The sequence below is a fragment of the Mucilaginibacter pineti genome (genome assembly GCF_900101875.1).
GTDB classification, from domain to species: Bacteria; Bacteroidota; Bacteroidia; order Sphingobacteriales; family Sphingobacteriaceae; genus Mucilaginibacter; species Mucilaginibacter pineti.
Genome location: NZ_FNAI01000007.1, coordinates 119,231 through 137,157 on the forward strand (window position 1 = coordinate 119,231; position 17,927 = coordinate 137,157).

Consider the following 17,927-nt stretch of genomic DNA (forward strand, 5'->3'; position numbering starts at 1 on the left):
AACTTTTCAGTACTTATATACATGAACAAAACCCTAACTAAAACTGCTTTACTTGCCGCTTTTTTATTCGCTATAATTCTGATAGGAACAGGATGCGGTAAAAGCGGAAGTGCTACGCCAAGCGCTATACCTGTTTTATCCACCACACAGGTAATTATGGATGCCGCCGATACCAGCGGCCACAGCGGGGGCTTTATAACCGAAACACTTACAGATGGTATATCTGCCTACGGCGTTTGCTATAGCACAACCAATCAACTACCAACAACTGCCGATACAAAAACTACAGATACGGTTAACCTGGTAAGTTTTGCCAGCAAATTACATGCACTTGCAAATAATACCACCTATTATTTGCGTGCTTATGCTACAAATGTAGCGGGCACAGGTTACGGTAACGTAATAAAATTTACCACTGGCGGCAACATGACCGCTTTAGTTGGTACCGTAAGCTCATTGGCTGGTAATGCCTCAACAGGCTTAACTGATGGTGACGGACAAAACGCCTTTTTTAACAGTCCGCAGGGAATAACTACCAATGCAGCCGGCGATATTTACGTGAGCGACTCATTTAACAGTGCTATCAGAACGGTAACATCTACCGGAACAGTAACAACATTAACAGGTAACGGAACAATTGGCTATGTAGATGGCTTACTTGCAGATGCTCGTTTTTACGCACCACAGGGTTTAATAATTGACGGAGCAGGCACCGTGTATATTGCCGACCTGGCTAATAACCTTATCCGTAAAATTACAGCTGCCGGTGTAGTAAGCACCCTTGCCGGAAGCGGAACAACAGGTTATACCGATGCAACAGGTGTTAAAGCTGAGTTTAATAACCCATGCGGTTTAGCATTTGATCTTCAAGGAAATATTATAGTTGCCGATAGGGGTAACAACCTTATCCGCAGGGTTACACCGGCGGGTGTAGTTACCACTGTTGCAGGTAACAGGGGCGCGGGTTATGCTAACAACACAACGGCTACCAGCGCTTCATTTAACAGGCCATCTGGTGTTACAGTTGATGCTGCTGGCAATATTTATGTAGCCGACCTGCTTAACCATGCCATACGCAAAATTACCACCGCTGGTGTAGTATCTACGTTATTGGGTGGACCAAGAGATCTTACAACGGTTGGATATCCGGGTGCCGTAACTACCAATGCAAAAGGAGATATGTTTATAGTTGATCAAAACGGCCGCATCTTAGTGGTAACAGCCGGGAATGTATTACTGCCTTTAGCCGGAAAATCACTACTCGGTTTTGCAGACGGACAAGGAACAAGCGCATTATTCAGTGCTCCACAAGCCGTTACGGTTGATAAGAACGGCGACCTTTGGATCGCCGATAGCGGAAACAACCGCATCCGTAAACTGGTATTGCCAAGCGGATTATAAGCAGATTTTTTGGAGCAAGGAGTAAAGACTTTTGGACTAAGGAAGAAGACTTTGTTATAACGCGCTACAATAAGAACATAATTGAGTTTAATAAAAAGGTCGGGCATAACCCGACCTTTTTGTTTTAAATCCTTTCTCCTTATTCCATCAATCCTTACTCCAAAAACTATCCAAACAGCAATCCAAATACTTCTTCAATAGTGCTTACAATTTTTATATCGATATCATAGCGCGACAAATCCATACGCTTCTTATCCTGTCCGCCAGATGGCAGGTTGTATTTGGAAATAAAGATCTGGTTAAAGCCTAATTTCTGGGCCTCGGCAATGCGCTGCTCTACCCGGTTAACCGCTCTTATCTCACCTGAGAGGCCAATCTCGCCTGCGAAACAGGTTTTAAATGGCACCGGCATATCTTCATGGCTTGAAATAATGGCTGCCGCCAATCCCAGGTCAATAGCCGGGTCTTCCACTCTTATACCACCGGTAATATTAAGGAACACATCTTTTGCTGCCAGCCTAAAACCACAGCGTTTTTCAAGTACAGCCAGTAACATGCTCATACGTTTGGTATCAAAACCGGTAGCGGTACGCTGTGGTGTTCCATAAGCGGATGTACTTACTAATGCTTGTGTTTCTATAAGCATCGGGCGCATGCCCTCTAAAGTTGCCGATATAGTGATCCCGCTCAAGGGCTCATCGCGGTGGGATAATAATATTTCAGATGGGTTAGATACTTCACGCAAGCCTTCGCCCAGCATCTCGTAAATACCCAGTTCAGATGATGAACCAAAGCGGTTTTTGATGGTGCGCAGGATGCGGTAAACATGGTGCCTGTCGCCCTCAAACTGTAAAACGGTATCAACCATATGCTCCAGGATCTTTGGTCCGGCAATCATGCCGTCTTTGGTGATATGGCCTATCAGGAATACGGGGGTAGAGGTTTCCTTGGCAAAACGCAGCATCTCGGCTGTACATTCGCGCACCTGCGATACACTGCCCGGCGTAGATTCAATATGTGATGAGTGCAGTGTTTGTATAGAATCAATAACTACCAGGTCGGGCTCTAACGCTTCTATCTGCTTAAAAATGTTTTGTGTTGATGTTTCACAAAGAATAAAACAGCCATCGCCAATAACGCCACCGGCGTTGGGATGCGCTAAACGCTCGGCTCGCATCTTTATCTGTCTTTCGCTTTCTTCGCCAGATACATACAATACCTTTAGGTTAGGCATGTTGAGTGCAAGCTGCAGCATCAACGTAGATTTTCCGATACCCGGTTCACCGCCGATGAGTACCAATGAACCGGCTACAATACCCCCACCCAAAACACGGTTAAATTCCTTGTCTGGAGTGAGCATACGGTGTTCCTCGCTAAAAGTAATATCGGCAACCTGAACCGGTTTGTTGGCACGCTGCATGGTAGTTGATGGCGATACCTTCCAGGCAGGGACAGATGTATTACCCTTGTCAATCACTTCTTCTACAAAGGTGTTCCACTGCTGACAGGACGGGCATTTGCCCAACCATTTAGCCGATTCAAAGCCACAGCTTTGACAAAAGTACGCAATTTTGGATTTTGCCATAATTAATAGATCCGTTACAGATGTGCAAATGTGCAGATTTTATTACAAATGGGATGGTTTTTTGCTAAAAATATTAGGAATTTATTACTGGGCTTTATGTAGTTTAACTCAATTTGCATATCTGCACATCTATCTTCACATTTGTATCCTAAACAAAAATTAAAATGGGGTTAAAAATTGCCATTGGCGCAGATCATGCCGGCTTTGATTATAAACAGGCATTAACGGAGGTTTTATCATCGGTTGAGTTTAAAGATTTCGGCACTTATTCAAGTGCATCGGTCGATTATCCCGATTTTGCCCACCCCGTAGCTTCGGCAGTTGAAAGTGGCGATTTTGATTTTGGCATATTGGTTTGCGGCAGCGCAAACGGTGTGGCTATTACAGCTAATAAGCATCAGGGCATCCGTGCTGCCATTTGCTGGAATGAGGAACTTGCCGTACTGGCCCGCAGTCATAACAATGCCAACATTGTTTGCATCCCTGCACGTTTTACCAGCATTGAAGAAGCCAAAAGTATAGTGACGGCTTTTTTAAAAACCGAATTTGAAGGCGGTCGCCATGCAACGCGTGTAGGAAAAATTTCTTGCTAAATTGACTGGCTAACGATATAAAAGACAAATAAATAAGAGTTAAATCGTGTTGATTTAATCTCTACTAATTATCACCTCATCACATGAAAAAAATATCATTACTGGCATTTTCTACCGCCTTTGTATTAAACGTAAGCGCCCAACAAAATCCGGTTGCTATGAAATACGCTAAATTCATTACTGCCGACGATGCTAAAAGACACCTGAGCATTTTGGCATCGGATGAGTTTGAAGGAAGGGAAACCGGCAAACCGGGCGCCGAAAAGGCCGCTAACTATATAGCTGCTGAATTTAAAAAGCTGGGTTTGCAAGGCCCGGTAAAAGGATCGTACTTTTTAGATATTAATTTGGCTACAAGTGTTTTGAAATCGTCTTTCTCGGTAAATGGACAGGCTGCTTCAAAAGAAGAGGATTTTTATGCCTACAGTCCCGAAGCCGATAGGGAAATTACCGCTACTGAGGTAGTGTTTGTTGGTTATGGCACCGAGAGCGAAATTGCCAATACCGATTTGAATGGAAAAATATTGGTATGGATAAATGAAGATAAGGCCGCTGAAGGAAAGCCTGCTAACACCGGTTACCGAGCAACGGATGCACGCGAGCGCATCTTGAAAAATTTAAAGAGTAAAAATCCTTCAATTATAATTGCCGTTAACCCGGAGATTGCTGGATTGTTAAAAAGGAATAAGGACCGTCTTTCTGCTGGCCGTTTAGGGGTAAAACCCGAGGTTAAAGCAGGCGAAAAAAAGACCGGCGTTTTTTGGATAACCCCTACACTGGCAGATCAATTGGTTAAGTTGAGCGGGAAAACTTATGATGAGCTTAAATCAGCTGCAACAGCAGGTGTAGTACTTACACAAACAATAAAAGCGGCTGTTACGCTAAATTATAATACCGAATATACTCCCGTTAAGGCCGTGGACGTATTAGGCTTTATGCCGGGCCGTGATCCTAAATTGAAAGATGAGGTGCTGGTTTTCTCCGCCCATTACGATCATATTGGCTTGGTTACTAAACCAGGCGCTACAGATAAAGTAAACAACGGGGCCGATGATGATGGATCTGGAACTACAGGTATCCTTGAAATAGCCAGGGCTTTTTCGCAGGCAAAAAAAGATGGTCATGGTCCGCGTCGCAGTGTGTTGTTTTTAGGTAATGTGGGCGAAGAAAAAGGTTTGCTTGGATCTGAATATTATACCGACCATCCGGTTTTTCCGTTGGATAAAACCATTACCGATTTGAACATTGATATGATTGGTCGTGTGGGCGAAGAATACATTGGAAAGGCTGATTCTGCGAACTATGTGTACGCCATAGGTTCGGCAATGTTAAGTAAGGAGTTGCATGAAATTGGCGAAAAGGCCAATAATACTTACACCAAGCTAAATCTTGACTACAAATACGATGATCCTGCCGATCCTAACCGGTTTTATTACCGCAGCGATCATTACAACTTTGCCAAACACGGTGTGCCTATTATTTTTTACTTCAATGGTGTACATGCAGATTACCATCAACCCGGCGACGAGGTAAGTAAGATCAACTTTCCGTTGCTGGCTAAACGCGCACAGCTGGTGTTTTACACTGGCTGGGAACTGGCTAACCGCGATAAGCGTCCGGCGGTGGATGCTGTTAAGTAGTTGAATAAGTTGCTCAGGAAATACAAAAAAAGAGGCGCACACTTGCGCCTCTTTTTTTGCTGTGTTTAAAACTTATTCAACGCAATAAGCCACTCACTTAATCAACCCACATAAAAAAATCCTAAATTCGCAAATATGGGAAGCACTGCGGAAGAGTTTTTGATAGCCTCTGAAGAGAAAGCATTTGATGTGGATCACCGCCGTATTATCAATAATAATATTGATAAATACAGCACCTCTGTGGCCCGCGGACTTTCGCGCATTACCAATCTCGATAACGCAAAACGCAAAGGCCATGTAATTAAGTGGAAGGTGATGGAAAACCTGGATAAATTTTTACCAGAGTTTGAAGCCAATTTTCAAAAGCGCGGCGGCAAGGTTATCTGGGCAAATGATGCCGAAGAAGCTAACCGCGAGATCCTGAACATAATTCAAAAAGCCAACGCAAAAACGGTAGTAAAATCCAAATCGATGGTTACCGAGGAGATTCATTTAAATGAGTTTTTGCAAAGTAATCAGGTCGAATCGCTGGAAACCGATTTGGGCGAATACATTGTTCAGTTGCTGGGCCAAAAGCCATACCATATTGTTACCCCTGCCATGCACCTCAGCAAAGAGGATATAGCCAAATTGTTCCACGAGCGGTTTGGTACCCCTGCCGATGCTACGCCCGAACAACTTACCCAAAAAGCCCGTGAACTGCTGCGCGATAAATATTTAACAGCGGATGTGGGGATTACCGGAGCTAATTTTTTATTGGCAGATACCGGCAGTATAGCCATCAGCGAAAATGAGGGAAACGCGCGTTTATGCACTACCTTTCCTAAAATTCATATTGCTATTGTAGGTATTGAAAAGATCATCCCGTCCATTGCCGATCTTGACCTGTTCTGGCCTATGCTGTCAACCCACGGTACGGGGCAAAATCTTACGGTATATAACACTATTTTAAGTGGTCCGCGCCAGCCCGATGAAACAGACGGACCGGATGAAATGTATGTGATCCTGCTTGATAACGGCCGCACCAATCTGCTTGCGCAAAAGGATCAAAGGCAGGGGCTATATTGCATCCGCTGCGGGGCCTGCCTTAATGTATGCCCGGTTTATAAAAACATTGGTGGTCATGCTTATAACACCACTTATAGCGGCCCCATTGGTTCTATAATTACACCCCACACCAAGGGGATGGATGAATTTAAACACCTGAGCTATGCATCCAGTTTATGCGGCAGGTGTACGGAAGTTTGCCCGGTAAAAATAGATATCCATAAAATGCTGCTCCTTAACCGTCGTGATTCCGTGACAGAACACTTGGTGACTACTAAAGAGCGCTGGGGGTGGGCTATCTGGAAAAAAGGAATGTTGAAACGCAGCTTCGCTGATTTTTTTGGTGGCAAAATGAAAAACTTCCTGCTGCGTACCTTCTTTAAAAGTACCTGGGGTCATTTAAAAGATATGCCTACCGTTGCCGATAAATCATTCAGCAAACAATGGCAGGAAAGAAATAAAACCGAAGAATAACCAACCCTTCATGCGAAAAATTATTTTAAATCTTGCTATTAGCCTTGATGGGTTTATAGAAGGCCCTAACGGCGAATATGACTGGTGCTTTACCGATCAGGATTACGGTATGACCAATTTCATAAACAGCACAGACGCTATATTCATAGGGCGTAAAAGTTATGAACTACTGATGGGTACCGATCCTGAAATGTTTGCGGCGCTTAAAATGTACGTGTTTTCAAATACCTTGACCCAGGTTGACGGTAACGCAGAAATTATTGGCGATGCAGATTTTAAGCGAAGGGTAGAGGAGCTAAGGTATCACCAGGGAGGAAACATATGGCTTTTTGGTGGCGCCGAACTGGTGACTGCATTTATCAGGTATAACCTTATCAACGAGTTTCTGCTATCGGTACATCCCGTAATATTGGGCGGTGGCAAGCCGCTGTTTACCGGAATTGAGCGTACCGAGCTGATGTTGCTTGGCAGCGAGCAATTTTCAAGTGGCCTTGTTCAGCTTCGTTACACTATAAAGCCAAACTTTGATTTAAGTATGCTGGATATTTAACAGCCGTTATATCACCAATAAAAAAGGGTGTTGCAGTTAAATGCAACACCCTTTTTTATTGGGATTGATTTGCACCAAGCTATTTTATTTTCCTCGCAGTTACTCCCTCGTTGGTTATCTTAACCGGTTTAATGGTGCCATCCTTGTCAAAATACATCTTATCAATACACATTACCCGGTGGTTGGCATCGGTTTCGGTTAATGGCCTGCGGTGATAAACAATATACCATTCATCAGTTCCTGGTACATTAATTACCGAGTGATGACCTGCACCGGTTGCTATACTGGCATCCTGTTTAAGAACGGTAGCTATACGCTTAAACGGCCCGAAAGGAGAATCGCCGACGGCATAAGCCACGCGGTAATCCGGTCCGGTCCAGCCGCCTTCGCTCCACATAAAGTAGTATTTGCCCTTACGTTTAAACATTACCGGGCCTTCTACATAACCTTCAGGCGTGATTTTTTTGTAGGTTACCCCATCGTCAAAAGGTACAACACCTGTAAAATCATTTTTAAGTTTTACGATGTTACATTGCCCCCATCCGCCGTATATCATGTAGTACTGGCCATCGTCGTCTTTAAAAACAAACTGGTCAATAGGCTGGGCTTTATTGATGATTTGGTCTACAAGTGGTTTGCCCAGGTAATCCTTAAACGGTCCGGCAGGGTTATCGCTTACCGCTACGCCGATACCGCCTTTTTCGTTATTATTCTGAATGTCGTTGGCGCCAAAGAAAATATAATATTTCCCATCCTTCTCGGTAACGGCCGGAGCCCATAATGCGCGGCGAACCCATTTTACACCGCTGGTATCAACAATATGCGGATGCTTTGTCCAATGTATCAGATCGGGTGAGGAAAAGGCATCCATGTAAACCTGCTCATCGTATTTGGCCGAGTAGGTTGGGTACAGCCAGTATTGTTTATTGAAAATTTTAGCTTCAGGATCGGCGTACCAGCCTTCCACAACTGGATTGCCCGATGTCTTTTTGTCCTGTGCAAAAGTTGTAACCGCGGGTGCTGCAAGTGTTATACCCAGCATCGCTTTTAAAAGCATCTTTTTATACATGCCGTATACGTTTAACTGTTTCTTTTAGGTTTGTTATTATTCCAGCGCTTGTTTGGCCTGTTGGGCTTGCGTTTATCGTCAGACTGGGCCGATTGTGGGGCAGGCTGTATAGATGCCAATTCATCGGGCAGGCCAACAACGCGTATGGCCCTATCCATCAATTGCTCAATGTTTTTAAGCTTGCGCTCATCGCGGTGGTTTACAAAAGTTATGGCGGTACCTGTGGTAGCAGCACGTGCTGTACGGCCAATGCGGTGAATATAATCCTCCGGATCGCCGGGAACATCGTAATTTACCACAAGATCAATACCTTCCACATCAATACCGCGCGATAGGGCATCGGTACCAATAATAACAGGCAGCAATTTATTCTTGAATTTCAGCAGGATTTCTTCGCGTTCTTTTTGTTCCAGATCAGAGTGAAAGGCCATCGCGTCTATCTTTATAGCTCTAAGCTCTTTATAAAGGGATTTTACGATCTCTTTTCGGGAGGCGAAGATAATGGTGCTGGTATAGGCTGAATCGCGCAGGATCAATTGCAATAAAGGTGTTTTCTGCTGATCGTGCAAACGGTAGATCTGCTGATCGATACCAACTGCCGGCTGCGAAATAGCGATATTTATTTGCTGCGGATCTTTCAGAATAGCCTTTGCCAATGAACGGATGCGCCCCGGCATGGTAGCCGAAAATAGTAAGGTTTGGCGTTCTTTAGGCAGGTAGCTGATAATCTTCATGATATCGTCAGAGAAACCCATGTCAAGCATACGGTCGGCCTCATCCAATATCAAATGGGTTAAATGGTTAAGCTTAAGCACGCCCGATGTAAGGTGGGCTATTAAACGGCCTGGGGTAGCAATAATAATATTTACATTATTTTGAATACCGCGGCGCTGCTGCTCATAGGCCATACCATCGCCACCGCCAAAAATAGCTATGGAACTTACACCTGTAAAATAGGCAAGGCCTTCTACCTGCTGATCTATTTGCTGGGCAAGCTCGCGGGTGGGCGCTAAAATAAGCGCGCTGGTTTGGTGCTTTGCTGTGCCGGTAATATGGTTTAAAACCGGCAGTAAATATGCGCCTGTTTTACCGGTACCGGTTTGCGCGCATGCAATTAAATCCTGGCCTTGTAAAATAGCCGGAATGGCCATTTCCTGTATAGGGGTAGGGGTGGTGAACCCCATACTTTGTATGCCTTCGAATAATTGCTCGTTGAAATTAAAATCCTGAAATGTCACTATATGTTGTTGGTAAATTATGCAAGGTATGCAAATTTAATGGGATATGGTTGGCCCCCTCTAAATCTCCCCCTGTTGGGCAGACTTTTAAACAGATTGTTAAAATTTAAACGGATATTTTAAATCCCTCCCTTCTGGGGAGTGTTTGGGTGGGGCTATCACGAGTGTATATAGCTTTTCAGTTGCTCAATGGTTTCTTCCTGCCTCAGGATAGTTTCGGTTACCAGGTCATTGATGGAAACTATGCCGCATAGTCTGTCGGCCATAAAAACGGGCAGGTAGCGAATGTTGTTTTCGCTCATGATGTGCATACAGGTTTCTATGGAGTTTTCGGGCACTATGCGGGGCAACCCTGTGCTCATGATTTCGCATACCGAAGTTTCGTGCGATGATTTGCCTTTCAGAATCACCTTGCGGGCATAGTCGCGCTCGGTCATCAAACCAAGGTAATTGCCGTTTTCGGTTATTACAACCGAGCCGATGTTTTTTTCGGACATCAGTTCTAAGGCTTCCAAAACAGATGTGCCGGCATCAATACTAATAGCGCCGTTACCTTTACGGGCGAGGATGTTTGAAACTTTTATCATGATGTTGAGGTTTATAGCTTGGGGATTGGCTTTAACCAAATATAACAAAATAGCATTAAAAGCAAGGCTTTTATATGTTATAAATATCAACAATTCAATAGTTTAATAAAAAACTAACCTGGCGCTGCAATCGGCCTGCAAACCTAAAATACATTTACGTTTGGTTGACATTGAAATTGATGCTTATATCTAATATTGCAGCGCAATTCTTAACAGTATATTAACACCACGCTGCTAACGATGGGCTACAAAACACAACAGTATCGATCAAAATAATACTTACGCAATTGATTACTTTTTTACATTTCAAAGGAGCCTTAAACAAAGCCTCTCTTAAATATATCAGCCTTTGCTTTATCATTTGCGTGGCTTTTGCCGGCAGCGCCGCGGCATCTTCAACCAAAACTTTACGTGCAGATACAATTGCCGATTCGGTACAGCTTAAACACCGCTTCATCAACAACGAATTCGACGATATTTATACCCAAAACCTGCGTTTATCTGTTGGTGGTAACGATTATTTTAACCCGGTAAAAACCCAGCTCACGGCAGATCTTGCACCAAACTTTATTATGTACAGCACGCCAAAATCGCGTTTTTTTGCTGTGTTTACGCCAAGGGTGAAAATACGCTTGCTGGCCGCAAGGGGTGCGCCGGTTAAATCACCAAGCTTTATGCCGGGTGCTACCGTGTTTTTCAGGGTTAATGAAGATACATATAATCCAAAATTCTTCTCATTCGGCTATTCACACCATTCCAATGGGGTGAGGGGGCCATCGCTTAATCCCGATGGCAGCTTTAATCGCGATAGCGGAAAATTTACGACCAACTTTTACACACTTACCTATTATATGGGTAAGCGTACCGATAAAAAAGACTTGGTTATAAACCGTTATGATAACCTGGGCCTTGAAGTACACGCCGGTTTGTTCAACTTAGGCCTGTCTGAAGGGCTAAAAGGTCATTATGGTTTTATCCGTGTTAACGGCAGCCGCATGTACAACTTTGATAAGGCTTATGATGATCCTTTGGAGAAAGGTAAAAAGATTTACAAAAACTGGCAGCGCCTGCAGTTCGACTTTACCTACATTGCCGATAAGTATGATAACTACTCGGCCACTGACCTAAAAAAGCGTTTGAATGTAAGCCTCAAATATTACTACTCGTTCCCCTTTATGCAGGGTACAGCTCTGATGGTTGGCGGTGGTTATCGCGGGCAGGATGATTATAACCAGTTTTTTGAAGACAGCTATGGCTTTGTTACTATAGGTTTGGCCGCAAACCTCTCAATGGGCTTTCATCAGCGCTAAGGTTTGAAAAACAGGGCTATCCGGTGTATAGCCATATTTTTACAAAGCCATTCACAGCTGTTTATAATTTATTTTTCATATAATCGTTTTAGCATTAACAAAAAGCAGATATATTTATCCCAACCTATTTGTTAGCTTTTTTATTCTAAAATATTATTCATGAAAAAACTCGTGTTAAGCCTTATGGCTGTTTCTGCCTTGCATTTTGCAGTATCGGCACAAACCAAACCTTTATTTGACGGTAAAACAACTACCGGCTGGCATATCTTTAACAAAACAGGTGCAGGTGGCTGGAAGGTTGTTGATGGTGCATTACAGCTTGACCCTGCTGTACCGGATGGCGGCGATTTGATTACCGATGGCGAATACGAAAATTACGAGCTTACATTAGAGTGGAGCATTACCAAAGAGGGTAACAGCGGTATTATTTTCGGTGTTAAAGAAGATCCTAAATTTGGCGCAACCTACCAAACCGGTATTGAAATGCAGGTATTGGATGATATAGGTGCCGATGATAACAAGCAAACCAATCACCTTGCGGGTTCATTATATGATTTAAAAACGGCCTCTGTAGCTGCAAAACCGGCCGGCGAGTGGAATAAAATAAAGCTGCGCAAAAAAGACGGCCATATTACCTTTTGGATGAATGGCAAACAATCGCTTGATATTCAAATGGGCAGCGATGAATGGAAAGAGCTTTTAGGTAAAAGTAAGTTCAAAAACTGGAAGGATTTTGCCGCTTACCCTAAAGGACACATAGCCCTGCAAGATCACGGACACGTGGTGTCATACCGTAAAATCAAGATCAAAGAACTATAGTGTTTTTCAACATAGAAAGTTTAGCATCCAGTGCTGGCTATATTTATAGTGATGAACCAATTTTTAGTTAATTATTTTGCGCGTATTTAACGTGCATCTACCTTCGTAATTCAGGATACATTGAGATAATATGAGCGATCTGCAAATTAAAAAATCATCCACTACTTATGATGTGGTAATAGTTGGTTCGGGCGCGGGCGGCGGTATGGCCGGTTACGTTTTGGCGAATGCCGGTATTAAAGTGCTTATGCTGGAGGCTGGTGCCTACTTCGACCCTCAAAAGGATTCACAACAGTTAAAATGGCCCTGGGAATCGCCCCGTCGTGGTGCGGGTACCACCCGTTACTTTGGCGATTTTGATGCTGCCTTTGGCGGATGGGAACTGGATGGCGAACCTTATACTACAAAAGACAATACCGAATTTTCATGGTTCCGCTCGCGTATGCTGGGCGGGCGTACCAATCACTGGGGCCGTATATCCTTACGCATGGGCCCGCATGACTTTAAAAGTCGCGACGGCCTTACCGATGATTGGCCTATAACTTATGATGAGGTTAAACCATACTATGATAAGGTTGACCGCATGATAGGTGTATACGGAACGGTAGAAGGTTTGGAAAATGAACCGGATGGGATATTTTTACCTCCGCCAAAACCAAGGCTTAATGAGCTTTATATTAAGCAGGGTGCTAAAAAAGCAGGTGTAACTGTAATTACAGGTCGTGGATCGGTATTAACGGAAGCATTGCCTGGCAATAAAGACCGTGGCGCATGTTTCTTCTGCGGGCAATGCGGCCGTAGCTGTAAGGTTTACGGCGATTTCTCTGCATCATCATGTTTGGTTATCCCAGCTGTTAAAACCGGCAATCTTAAAGTAATTACCAACGCCATGGTGCGTGAGGTACTTACCAATAAAGAAGGACTTGCAACAGGTGTATCCTACGTAAATAAAGAAGATATGCAGGAGTACCAGGTAAATGCCAAAACGGTGATACTTGGTGCCAGTGCAGGCGAATCGGCCCGTTTGCTGCTTAACTCACGTTCAGCCGCGCATCCGGGAGGGTTGGCCAATAGTAGTGGTGTTGTAGGCCGTTACTTGCATGATTCAACTGGTTCAAGCGCTGGAGGCTTCCTTCCGCAGCTGATGGACCGTAAGCGTTATAATGAAGACGGTGTAGGAAGTGTACACATTTACTCACCTTGGTGGCTTGATAATAAAAAACTTGATTTCCCGCGCGGTTACCATATTGAATATGGTGGCGGCTTACACATGCCATCATACGGTTTCGGGGGCGGTATCGAGAATATGAACGGCATGGTGCCAGATCGTAATGGTAACAAGAAGGAAGCCGGTGGTTATGGTGCATCGTTAAAGGATGACTACCGCCGGTTTTACGGTACGCAGTTTGGCATGGCCGGTCGTGGTACTGCCATTGCCCGTTATGATAACTATTGCGAGATAGACCCTAATGTGGTTGATAAATTTGGTATCCCGGTATTGCGTTTCCATTATAAATGGGCACCAGACGAGATAAAACAGGCCAAGCACATGCAGGAAACCTTCCAGGAGATCATGCACAACATGGGTGGTATTTATGGTGGCCCGCAAGGTCCGGAAACCAATTATGGTTTGGAAACACCGGGTAAGATCATTCACGAGGTTGGTACCGTGCGCATGGGCGACGATCCTAAAAAATCGGCCCTCAACAAATGGTGCCAGGCGCATGATTGCAAAAACCTTTTTGTGGTTGATGCCGCTCCGTTTGTACAGCAAGGTGATAAAAACGCTACATGGACCATCCTGGCCCTGTCTATGCGTACCGCCGAATACATTTTACAGCAAAGAAAAGCACTGAACATATAACAAGCTAACCCAATAAAAATATTATGAACAGACGTGATTCCCTCAAAGCATTAGGTTTAAGCGCCGTTTCTGCAGGATTATTACTGGAAGCCTGTAAAACCGAAACAAAACCCGCAGCAGCAGAAGCTGCTGCCGCCACCGAAGGCGCAGCCGGCAGGCAGCCTTTTGAAATTGAGCGCGATAAAAAACTGAACGGCGAGAAGTTTTTTACAGCCGCCGAAATGGAAACTATTACTGTGCTGGTAGATATTATTATACCTAAGGATGATAAATCGGGCAGTGCATCAGATGCTAAGGTGCCAGATTTTATTGAGTTTATTGTAAAAGATATGCCAGATCATCAAACCCCCGTACGCGGTGGTTTGCGTTGGTTGGATCTGCAATGCCTTAACAGGTACAGTAAAGTTTTTACAGATTGCTCACATAACCAGCAGATAGAACTGATAGATATGATTGCCTACCCTAACAAGGCCAAGCCAGAAATGGCGCAGGGTGTATCATTCTTTAACCGTATGCGTGATCTTACCGCTTCGGGATTTTTTACCAGCCAAATGGGTGTTAAAGACATCGGCTACGCAGGTAACTCCCCCGGCAAATGGACAGGTGTGCCTGAAGATATCCTGAAACATTACGGTATGGAAAATGTGTAATCAAAAACAAAATTAAAATATGAAAGGCGCCTAAAGCGCCTTTTTTGTTTGGATTAATACAGGGAAACACAAAACAGTATAATAAAATTTTGTCATTTCGAACGAGGTACGAGGAGAAATCCTATACGGCTTTGAATACGGACTTAGCATACCGCAGAAGATTTCTCTTTCGCGCCCACGCTCATGCCGAGCCTGCTCTATCGAAATGACAATGGCGATTTTCTATTGAAAGTATAAAAAAGTATTTTCTATCTCAAGTAAACGGCATCTTCCTCGCCATCTTCATCAAGTACCACATCAACATGTTCTTTAATAACAGTGGATAGGGCTACACCTGCAAAATCGGTAGTTACGGGGAAGCTTTTGTGGTTGCGGTCTATGAGAACGGCGGTACGCAGCTTTTTAAGCGGAACATCAAGGAAAACACCAAAGCCATAGGCCAGGGTTTTGCCGCTGTTGAGCACATCGTCAACCAGTATCACCACTTTATTGCTGCATTCCTGTATGTCGAAATTAATATTGGCCTGCAGGGTACTGCTTTGTTTTTCGAGCTCAATGGTTAATAACCTGCTTTTAAAAGGCGCAATGCCATCAAGGATGGTTTTTAAGCGCCCGGCAATATGGTTGCCTCGGGGCAGGATGCCGGCTATAAGTATTTCTTCCTCGTCGAAATTATCTTCCAGTATCTGGTAGGCAATACGGTCAAGCTTTTGCTGTATCTGCTGCTGGTTTAATATCAGGAGTTTCTTTTCGGACATGGTAGCTTATTGAAATACTACGGTAAATATATAAAATAAACGTTCCAACAAACGCGTCAAATGTTACTTCTTATATGGAACGTAAACAAAATTAGCACCTTCGGGCACTACCACAAAAACGCACATAAAATCATTAGGGTTTTTGTAACTGTTGATGAAGCGATCCTTTAATTCGGGTTTGATAACGCCGCGTTCGGTAAATTCTTCAATCGTGGAGGCGTGGATGCTCCAGTCGGAGTTAAGGTCATGCCTGTCCAGTATCAATTCACCTAATTTTAATTCATGCTGATGGGCCACAAATATGGGGTACGATGATAGCCCTTCAACCATAATTTCAACAGCTACCTCGTGGATAGATTCGTTAAAAAATTTCAGGTCGCGCTCCAAACTCAATAACGGGCTATCTGCCGCCGGTTTGGGCTGGTCGCTGTTATTATCCGGATTTAATAATTCTTCGGGTTGCATAGTTGGGGTAATAAATTCTAAACTTTAATTTCTAAATCCTAAGAAAAAACTCTAAATAATAAATCCTAAATTCTAAAAGGAAAAATTCTAAACTCTAAATAGGAAAATAATAAATCCTAAATTCCTAAATCGAAATTCCGAATTCCGAAATCAATTGCTCTTCAGCACCAATAGCACCACATTTTCTACGTGTTGGGTGTGCGGGAACATGTCAACGGGTTGTATTTTTATCGTATCGTATTTTTCTTTTAGTACTAATAGGTCGCGGGCCTGAGTGGCGGCATTGCAGCTTACATAAACAATTTTAGGCGCTTCAATTTCCATTAGGCGGGCAACCACATCCGGGTGCATCCCCGCGCGCGGCGGATCGGTAATGATTACATCGGGCTTGCCATGTTCCGCCACAAAATCGGCAACCAGTACATCCTTCATATCGCCGGCATAAAATTTTGTGTTGGTGATATTATTAATGGATGAGTTTACCTTGGCATCTTCAATGGCGGTTGGTACATACTCCACACCAACAACTTCGCGTACGTGTGCGGCAATAAAGTTGGCGATTGTGCCTGCGCCGGTATAAAGGTCATAAACCAGTTCATTACCTGTAAAGCCTGCAAAATCGCGGGTTATTTCATACAGACGCAGGGCCTGGATGCTGTTGGTTTGATAAAATGATTTTGGCCCAATGCGGAATTTGATACCGTTCATTTCTTCGTGGATATATTCGGGGCCTTTAAAGGCTACCACATCCTGGTCAAAAATGGTATCATTCTTTTTATGGTTGATGATATATAACAACGAGGTGATCTCAGGGAAACGACCGTTAATAAAACTCATCAGCTTATTAACTTCATCCTCTCCTACATAAGCAAACACCACTATAACCATAACCTCACCGGTTGACGAGGTGCGTACGATAAGATTGCGTAATGCGCCCTCATGGTTACGCAGATTATAAAAAGAGTAACCATGCTCGATCACAAAATCGCGGATGCTGTTACGCAGATCGTTTGATGGTTCGGCCTGCAGGTAGCAATGTTTTACGTCGAGGATCTTATCAAAACGGCCGGGGATATGGAAACCCAGCGCGTTCATATTAAGTGTTTCGTCTTCTTTACTTTCTCCATCGTAAAGCCAGCGTTTATCGCTAAAGGTGTATTCCAGTTTATTGCGGTAATAGCGATCGGCAGGGGATGGAATAATATCCATAATGCCATCCACATCAATTTTGGCTATCCGGCCAAGGGCATCGGCAACAGATTTTTGTTTGAATTTCAATTGGGCAGCATAGGTCATGTGCTGCCATTTACAGCCGCCGCAAGTGCCAAAATGCTCACAAAAAGGCGTAACCCGATATTCGGATGCTTGTTTAAGATTGGTGATCTTGGCCTCGCCAAAGTTCTTTTTGCTGCGGTAAACCTGTACATCGGCAATATCGCCGGGAATGGCCTTGTCAACAAAAAGTACAAAGTCATCGGCCTTACCTACGCCCTTGCCTTCTTCGGCAATATCAATGATCTGTACGTCTTCAAAAAATTTCTGTTTTGCAACTTTATTCATCAGGCTGCAAAGGTAGCTAAAAAAGAAGAATCAGTATAAAGCAAAAGGGTAAAGGCGAAAGCTTAAAGGTAGCTGCGTTAGCGCGTGGCAGTTATTTGTTAAGCAAACAAGCTCAATAAATAAGTCACAATATCGGTTGCCTGCTCGTCCTTTATCTCAAACTGCTCATCTATCTGGTTCGAAAAATTTGTTAGTTCACGGCTCATAGTAATTTTATTTACTATGCAAACATAATATTTATTATACTAAAAACCAAATTGGTATATGGTATAGGCATTAATGAGCTCTGACAGTTACATACAGACTATCAACTTTTA

General features: G+C 43.7%; 16 protein-coding genes. 9 read left to right on the plus strand and 7 right to left on the minus strand.

Features of this window, described 5'->3' with window-relative positions:
• Positions 1–21: 21 nt before the first annotated feature.
• Positions 22–1,401, plus strand: coding sequence for an NHL domain-containing protein (locus BLS59_RS16050; RefSeq protein ID WP_091150424.1), 1,380 nt, complete (start codon positions 22–24; stop codon positions 1,399–1,401).
• 166 nt (positions 1,402–1,567) lie between these two features.
• Here the strand turns inward: BLS59_RS16050 and radA are convergent, their stop codons facing one another.
• Positions 1,568–2,986: a DNA repair protein RadA gene (gene radA / locus BLS59_RS16055; RefSeq protein WP_091150425.1), complete on the minus strand. Its 1,419-nt coding sequence runs from the start codon at positions 2,984–2,986 to the stop codon at positions 1,568–1,570.
• A 164-nt stretch (positions 2,987–3,150) separates the two neighbouring features.
• Here radA and rpiB point away from each other — a divergent pair, with 164 nt between their 5' ends.
• The 4 genes from rpiB (at position 3,151) to BLS59_RS16075 (ending at position 7,290) form a co-directional block, all read left to right on the plus strand.
• Entirely contained in the window at positions 3,151–3,579 is a 429-nt protein-coding gene (gene rpiB / locus BLS59_RS16060; RefSeq protein ID WP_091150427.1) for a ribose 5-phosphate isomerase B, read from the plus strand.
• Between the two features lie 83 nt (positions 3,580–3,662).
• Positions 3,663–5,219 (plus strand): M28 family peptidase, encoded by a 1,557-nt coding sequence (locus BLS59_RS16065; protein ID WP_091150428.1) that lies wholly within the window; start codon positions 3,663–3,665, stop codon positions 5,217–5,219.
• Positions 5,220–5,354: 135 nt separating this feature from the next.
• Entirely contained in the window at positions 5,355–6,740 is a 1,386-nt protein-coding gene (locus tag BLS59_RS16070; RefSeq protein ID WP_091150430.1) for a LutB/LldF family L-lactate oxidation iron-sulfur protein, read from the plus strand.
• 10 nt (positions 6,741–6,750) lie between these two features.
• A complete protein-coding gene (locus BLS59_RS16075) occupies positions 6,751–7,290 on the plus strand; it encodes a dihydrofolate reductase family protein (RefSeq protein ID WP_091150432.1) in 540 nt (179 codons plus the stop codon).
• A 79-nt stretch (positions 7,291–7,369) separates the two neighbouring features.
• Here the strand turns inward: BLS59_RS16075 and BLS59_RS16080 are convergent, their stop codons facing one another.
• The 3 genes from BLS59_RS16080 to BLS59_RS16090 form a co-directional block, all read right to left on the minus strand.
• Complete coding sequence (locus BLS59_RS16080) at positions 7,370–8,359, minus strand: glycoside hydrolase family 43 protein (RefSeq protein WP_205411287.1); 990 nt, start codon at positions 8,357–8,359, stop codon at positions 7,370–7,372.
• A gap of 11 nt (positions 8,360–8,370) precedes the next feature.
• Positions 8,371–9,597 carry a DEAD/DEAH box helicase gene (locus BLS59_RS16085; RefSeq protein WP_205411288.1) on the minus strand — a complete coding sequence of 409 codons (1,227 nt, stop codon included), beginning with the start codon at positions 9,595–9,597 and terminating at the stop codon, positions 8,371–8,373.
• 158 nt (positions 9,598–9,755) lie between these two features.
• Complete coding sequence (locus tag BLS59_RS16090; protein ID WP_091150741.1) at positions 9,756–10,184, minus strand: CBS domain-containing protein; 429 nt, start codon at positions 10,182–10,184, stop codon at positions 9,756–9,758.
• 287 nt (positions 10,185–10,471) lie between these two features.
• Between BLS59_RS16090 and BLS59_RS16095 the strand changes: the two genes are divergently transcribed.
• The 4 genes from BLS59_RS16095 to BLS59_RS16110 all read left to right on the plus strand — a co-directional run bounded on the left by BLS59_RS16095 (position 10,472) and on the right by BLS59_RS16110 (position 14,827).
• Positions 10,472–11,494: a hypothetical protein gene (locus BLS59_RS16095; RefSeq protein WP_143014140.1), complete on the plus strand. Its 1,023-nt coding sequence runs from the start codon at positions 10,472–10,474 to the stop codon at positions 11,492–11,494.
• Between the two features lie 159 nt (positions 11,495–11,653).
• The gene (locus BLS59_RS16100) at positions 11,654–12,313 is read left to right on the plus strand and encodes a 3-keto-disaccharide hydrolase (protein ID WP_091150437.1); all 660 of its coding nucleotides are present in this window, start codon (positions 11,654–11,656) and stop codon (positions 12,311–12,313) included.
• A gap of 130 nt (positions 12,314–12,443) precedes the next feature.
• A complete protein-coding gene (locus BLS59_RS16105) occupies positions 12,444–14,177 on the plus strand; it encodes a GMC family oxidoreductase (protein ID WP_091150439.1) in 1,734 nt (577 codons plus the stop codon).
• A 23-nt stretch (positions 14,178–14,200) separates the two neighbouring features.
• Positions 14,201–14,827, plus strand: coding sequence for a gluconate 2-dehydrogenase subunit 3 family protein (locus tag BLS59_RS16110; RefSeq protein ID WP_091150441.1), 627 nt, complete (start codon positions 14,201–14,203; stop codon positions 14,825–14,827).
• A gap of 248 nt (positions 14,828–15,075) precedes the next feature.
• Here the strand turns inward: BLS59_RS16110 and BLS59_RS16115 are convergent, their stop codons facing one another.
• The 3 genes from BLS59_RS16115 to rlmD form a co-directional block, all read right to left on the minus strand.
• Entirely contained in the window at positions 15,076–15,585 is a 510-nt protein-coding gene (locus tag BLS59_RS16115) for a phosphoribosyltransferase family protein (protein WP_091150443.1), read from the minus strand.
• Between the two features lie 63 nt (positions 15,586–15,648).
• Complete coding sequence (locus BLS59_RS16120) at positions 15,649–16,050, minus strand: hypothetical protein (protein WP_091150444.1); 402 nt, start codon at positions 16,048–16,050, stop codon at positions 15,649–15,651.
• Positions 16,051–16,200: 150 nt separating this feature from the next.
• Positions 16,201–17,610, minus strand: a complete 1,410-nt coding sequence (rlmD, locus tag BLS59_RS16125) for a 23S rRNA (uracil(1939)-C(5))-methyltransferase RlmD (RefSeq protein WP_205411289.1) — start codon at positions 17,608–17,610, stop codon at positions 16,201–16,203.
• Positions 17,611–17,927 lie beyond the last annotated feature (317 nt).